10 protein-coding genes are annotated in these 4,981 nt (G+C 68.0%); 6 read left to right on the top strand and 4 right to left on the bottom strand.

What is annotated here, in order from left to right; translation table 11 throughout:
* Nucleotides 1-140 precede the first annotated feature (140 nt).
* Together IG94_RS44475 and IG94_RS0137750 are read right to left on the bottom strand one after the other, a co-directional pair.
* Complete coding sequence (locus IG94_RS44475) at nt 141-563, bottom strand: CHAT domain-containing protein (RefSeq protein WP_107060825.1); 423 nt, start codon at nt 561-563, stop codon at nt 141-143.
* 129 nt (nt 564-692) lie between these two features.
* Nucleotides 693-914 carry a hypothetical protein gene (locus IG94_RS0137750; RefSeq protein WP_043485728.1) on the bottom strand — a complete coding sequence of 74 codons (222 nt, stop codon included), beginning with the start codon at nt 912-914 and terminating at the stop codon, nt 693-695.
* A gap of 31 nt (nt 915-945) precedes the next feature.
* Between IG94_RS0137750 and IG94_RS44470 the strand changes: the two genes are divergently transcribed.
* From IG94_RS44470 to IG94_RS0137725, 5 genes are all read left to right on the top strand, one after another.
* On the top strand, nt 946-1,347 hold the full coding sequence (locus tag IG94_RS44470) for a hypothetical protein (protein ID WP_031048543.1): 402 nt from the start codon (nt 946-948) through the stop codon (nt 1,345-1,347).
* The gene (locus IG94_RS0137740) at nt 1,344-1,634 is read left to right on the top strand and encodes a hypothetical protein (protein WP_031048541.1); all 291 of its coding nucleotides are present in this window, start codon (nt 1,344-1,346) and stop codon (nt 1,632-1,634) included. Before IG94_RS44470 ends, IG94_RS0137740 begins: the two co-directional genes overlap by 4 nt.
* Before the next feature lie 116 nt (nt 1,635-1,750).
* Nucleotides 1,751-1,948, top strand: a complete 198-nt coding sequence (locus tag IG94_RS0137735; protein WP_224228317.1) for a toxin-antitoxin system HicB family antitoxin — start codon at nt 1,751-1,753, stop codon at nt 1,946-1,948.
* Entirely contained in the window at nt 1,945-2,241 is a 297-nt protein-coding gene (locus tag IG94_RS0137730) for a hypothetical protein (RefSeq protein WP_031048535.1), read from the top strand. Before IG94_RS0137735 ends, IG94_RS0137730 begins: the two co-directional genes overlap by 4 nt.
* An 83-nt stretch (nt 2,242-2,324) precedes the next feature.
* Entirely contained in the window at nt 2,325-2,867 is a 543-nt protein-coding gene (locus IG94_RS0137725) for a P-loop NTPase family protein (RefSeq protein ID WP_031048531.1), read from the top strand.
* 352 nt (nt 2,868-3,219) lie between these two features.
* Here IG94_RS0137725 and IG94_RS0137720 read toward each other — a convergent pair whose 3' ends face one another.
* Both IG94_RS0137720 and IG94_RS0137715 read right to left on the bottom strand, forming a co-directional pair.
* Nucleotides 3,220-3,585 carry a nuclear transport factor 2 family protein gene (locus tag IG94_RS0137720; RefSeq protein ID WP_031048528.1) on the bottom strand — a complete coding sequence of 122 codons (366 nt, stop codon included), beginning with the start codon at nt 3,583-3,585 and terminating at the stop codon, nt 3,220-3,222.
* A 108-nt stretch (nt 3,586-3,693) separates the two neighbouring features.
* Nucleotides 3,694-3,990 (bottom strand): hypothetical protein, encoded by a 297-nt coding sequence (locus IG94_RS0137715; protein WP_031048526.1) that lies wholly within the window; start codon nt 3,988-3,990, stop codon nt 3,694-3,696.
* A 765-nt stretch (nt 3,991-4,755) separates the two neighbouring features.
* Here IG94_RS0137715 and IG94_RS42740 point away from each other — a divergent pair.
* Nucleotides 4,756-4,941 carry a pentapeptide repeat-containing protein gene (locus tag IG94_RS42740; protein WP_031048522.1) on the top strand — a complete coding sequence of 62 codons (186 nt, stop codon included), beginning with the start codon at nt 4,756-4,758 and terminating at the stop codon, nt 4,939-4,941.
* The last annotated feature ends 40 nt before the right edge of the window (nt 4,942-4,981 follow it).

Here is a 4,981-nt window from a genome sequence, read left to right as displayed (position 1 = left end):
CCACCAGCAGGTCGCCACACTGGCCCGTGGTACGCGAACGTGAACACAACAACCAATCCGCAGCCCTCGACGCGCTACCGCCAACCATGCACGAGCTCGTTAGCATGACCGCGGGGCATGCAATTGCACGTCAAAATTGATCACAGATATATGCTGATCGTGCGTAGAGCAACGACCCGTGTCCTCGTCGAGGACCAGGTCCGCCGGACGCAGCCTCGCACCTGACTACGTGCGCTGGCAGATCCGCGACAGACGTTCCGTGTCATGTGGTCCGCGTGTGTGCTGTCGATCTTCCACAGCGTGCCGACCGCGGTTGGGAAGCCCGCCAGCAGGAACGGACTCGCGATGTGAAGGGCCTCGTCCACGAGGCATTCGACGTTGCGTGCGCTGCCACAGGCCGTGAGGAAGGCGAGCCGTGCCGGACCCGGCAGATGTCCAGGACAGAGACGAACTCGCCGCTGGGCACGTGTGCACCACTCGGCCGTGCTCTCTGTCGACGACGGGCAGGTACGCGGAACATGCCCGCAATCGACGTCCTGGCCGCCCACCGGCGAGGGCCGCATCGAGCGCCAGGTTCTCACCGTCCGCGACCACGTCCTGTCCGGCCGGTTGTTCTCCTCTGCCGAGGAGACGGACACCACGCTTCCCCTGCAGGAGCCGACCGATACCGTCCGTTGTGGGAGTCGGCATTGTCAGCCGGTCACGACGTCGCGTAGTTCCCGTACGGCCTGCTCGCGGTGGTGCTGGGCGGGGATCGCCTCGAACAGGTCCAGGGCGCGGCGCCGGACTGGACCTGTGCGGAAGTCGACGGGCAGCGCGATGAGGGCATCGACCGTGCGACGGCTCGCCTGCTCGGTGCCGCCGTCGTGGTGGGAGCACGCCGCCGTGACGATGTTCAGCAGGGTGCGCGTCATGCTGCGGGTGGTGAAGGCGTGGCTGAGGTAGGTGGACGTGGTGTTTCTGCTCGCCGTATGTCAGCCAGGTGTCCGACCGGTCGGCTTCGGGGAGTCGGCTCATGAAGGCGTCGGCGGCGGTGAGCGCGGCGCGGGCCTGCTCGGGTTCGTGGTTGAGGGCCAGGGCGCGGGCGGCGACGGCGGCCGCCAGCACTGCGACGGCGGTCGGCCGGGTGCCGGCGGCGTGCCGGGCCTGGTCGGCGAGCTGCTGGCGGTGTCGGCCGGATCGAACCGGAGCAAGGGCGACCAGGGGCCCGAGGAGTGGCAGCCTCCACTAGGGAGCTACTGGTGCGTCTACGGCCGCTCCTGGACGTCGGTGAAGGCCACCTACGAGCTGACCGTCACCGAGGACGAGAAGAACTGGCTGACGAAGATGCTGGACACCTGCGCATGAGCGCCCCCGAACAGCCCGGGGGAGGGGAGCGGCTGGTGGGCGAGGTGAGGGCTGGCCGTGGTGGTGCGATGACCGACGAGGTCGGTGTGGTCACCGGCGACCTCACCGTCGCCACCACTGTGCAGGCTGACGGACTGGCGGCCGTCACGCTCCAGTACACCGGCGCGGAGGAGTGGTACACCCTCACCGGCAGTCCCGTCGACGTCCCCGCCGAGGGACTGCAGCACCTGCACGACACCGTCCTGAACAAGATCCGCTCCGGTGGCGAAGCCCGGTCACCCCGCTGAGGCGGGCTTGCGGGCTGCAGCAGCGCCCTGGTCCATCGCTCCGGCATCGACGTTGCTGGCCGCGCACAAGCCGCAACCGCTATGCGCCACCACAAACCGGTGGCTATCCTGCCACCATGTCTGTGACCACAATGACCCTGCGCGTCCCCGACGACCTCGCCCCCTCGATCCGGGCCGCCGCATCGGAGGCCGGCCTGTCCGTCAACGCCTACGTGGTGCGCGCCGCTCGCAGGGCGGCCACCCTCGATGCCGCGAAGCAGCTCGCCACGCTCGGGCTCGGTGACGACCTGGCGGGCGAGGGCGACACCCTGTGAACCGCGGGGAAATCTGGACGCTGGCCGACGGCCGCAACGTCCTGCTCATCAGCCTGACCGGTCTCGAAGAGGCCTACGGCGCCGTCCTCGCCCTTGTCCTCCACGACAGCGGCCGCTACCCCGACACCGCGATGTCCGTCGTCATCGGCGACCCGCTCCCGTGCACGGCCGTGGCCGTCAACATCGTCCAATTGCGCGTCGACCGCTTCGAGGGCGCCAAGCTCCTGGGCCCGGTCGACCCTGCGGCCATGGCCCGTGTGGACGCCGCTCTGCGCGCCGTCCAGGACCTGTAGCCCCACAGCCCGGCCTCATGAGGCGCAGGCCCTTCGCTGTCATCGCTCCCGGGACGGGAGGGGACGCCGGTAGGGTGCCCGGCGTGGTGGGAAGCGAAGACACGCGCCTGGTCGTCCTGCGCGGCAACAGCGCCTCGGGCAAGTCGTCCGTCGCGGTCGGCCTGCGCGAGAGGTTCGGCCGCAACCTCGCGATCGTCAGCCAGGACAACCTGCGCCGCGTCGTGCTGCGCGAGCGCGACCGGCCCGGAGCCGCGAACATCGGCCTGATCGACCTCACCGCCCGCTACGCCCTGGACCACGGCTTCCACGTCGTCCTCGAAGGCATCCTCTACGCCGACCGCTACGGCCCGATGCTCCACGGCCTGGGCCGCGCCCACCGCGGCGTCACCCGCTGCTACTACCTCGACATCCCCTTCGAGACGACACTGCTCCGGCACGCGACCAAGCCCGACCCCGCCTACCTGGCACACGTCACCGAAGACGATCTCCGTGACTGGTACCGGGAGAAGGATCTGCTGCCCGGGGCTGCGGAGACCGTCATCGGTTCGGCGAGCGCCCTGGACGAGACGGTCCAGCGGATCCTGCACGAGACAGGCCTGGACCGTGTGCCCGCCATCGACCGATGACCTGGGTCGGCCTGTGTCATCGCGGATACTTCACTGCATGTCCGATCGCGGTGAGGCCGAGACCGACAGCCAGGAGTGATGGGGAGCGCAAGTTCCAGCTGACCAATATCAGGATCGCCCCTGCTCCCCAGAATCTGGGTTGCCGTACTCGCTGCTGGAGCCATCGACCGGGCATGCGGCCGAGGAGCAGAGCGTGCGCCCCGATGACGGCCAGGACGATGGCGAGGGCGACCACCACCAAGGTCAGCACAAGAAGCGTGAACAAATCTCTTACTCCCCCCTGGTTCAACCAGCTGAAGCTATCCGATTCAGCTGGGCGAATGCCGTCTTCGCGGGTGGCGACCCTACCCGCTCAACCGGTCAAAGTGGCCTGGTGGAAATACATCCGCCAGCCCGTCGCTGTCAGACGCCACAGAGAGCTCCGCCATGCCCTGCGGCCCTGGTTGTCGGCGAAGTACGTCAGATGAACAACACCCGGAGTGAGGACGACTCCGGCCATCTCACTGACCTTGACCGGAGACTCCGAAGACACCGAGCCTCCGCTCGTCACGGTGAGGATCGACTCCACGTCCCACCGGCGCCCAGAAGCCCCGAACTCGATGAACTCCGGATCCAAAAGCTCCAGGACACGGGCCGGGGAGGCACGCACCTCGGGATCGAGAAGCCGCATCTCCCCATCGATGGCCGCCTGCACGGCCCGCTCACTGTCATCCGTCATGCGCAAACCCTACGGACGCTGCTTGCAAAGGCACAGTGAATTGATCACTCGCCGCGAAGACGGCACCGCGCTGCCGTCAAAACTCGCGAACATCTCTCGGCGGAGTGATCACCAACTGACTCCGGAACTCATGCACAAGTGCTGCTGCCAAACGTGGACGAAGCCAACAGGCCAACGCCTTGATGGCGACACCGTGACGCCGACGCCGGTGCCGGCGCCGCCTTCCTTCGCACTGGCCTGAGCGATGCCGACCACTCCGACCGCGAAGGCGATCAGGATGCGGGACGCGGTCAGCATGATGGTCACCGGAGCCCTGTGCGCCGGGCGGTTGGAGAGGAGGTAGCCGAGGCCGCCGACGGCCGCCAAGCCCACGGCAACGCCGATCAGCAGAACGAGCGTGGACACGAAGCCCCCTTTGGGGATTAAGCACGCGGCGGTTCCGCGTGCGATGGAGTGCTGCGGAGCGTGGAGACTCCTCAGCCCTTACGTCTCGGGCAGAGGCTCCGAACAGGGCTGCGTCAGGGTGCTCGATGCGGCAGTAAGCCGCGCAACCCCCGCCCGACCTGCACAATCGACGGCTGGCATGAAGGAGGAAGCCATGGGCGGGATAGGCAGCGCTGCCGGGTATCGGGGCGCGCTCGGTCCGGTTGAGTGTCAGCCGGGGCCGCCGCGCCGTGCCGCCGTCAGCCCAGGGGCAGGGCAAGGACGGAAGACGGCAGAACTCCACGCTCTCCTCCGGGCGGACACTCCGCTGGCCATCGATGACGGGGAGCCGACCCTCGCCGTCGGCAGTCATCGTCGGCCCTGAACCGTTCCCGTCCTCGGAGCGTCCCTACGAGCACCTGACACCGGGAGCCGCCGCGTCATGAACCCCTCCAAACCGCCAACCTGGCCGCACTGCGCACACGGCGCAGACTCTGCTGCGGACCCCCCGTCGGCTGCCGCGGCATCCACGTCCCCGGCTACACCCAATGTCTCGCCCACCTGGCCAGCACCGATCGCGACGCCTACCTGGCCGGCCTGACTCCCGGTGCCGACATCGACCACCGAGGCACCACCTTCACCGAGTCCCTCCTGGACGCCCTCCGTGACCCCACAACCGGCAGCCCCCGCATAGGCACCGCCGGCTTCGAGTCGGCGACCTTCGAGGGCACCGCCGGGTTCGGGTCGGTGACCTTCCAGACCATCGCCGATTTCCGGGCGGTAACCTTTCAGACCATCGCCGATTTCCAGGCGGTGACCTTCCAGGGCAACGCCAGGTTCGGGTCGGCGACCTTCCAGGGCTACGCCTTCGGGTGGGACTGTAAATCGTTCGGTGTAACTCCCGATCATGGAGGATGCATCGATGACCAGTGAGAACGTAGCTGAGCCCGGAGCTGTTGAGCTTTCGAAGACT

This window comes from Streptomyces olivaceus (assembly GCF_000721235.1).
Taxonomy (GTDB): Bacteria; Actinomycetota; Actinomycetes; order Streptomycetales; family Streptomycetaceae; genus Streptomyces; species Streptomyces olivaceus.
This window is presented reverse-complemented; position numbering and strand designations above follow the sequence as displayed.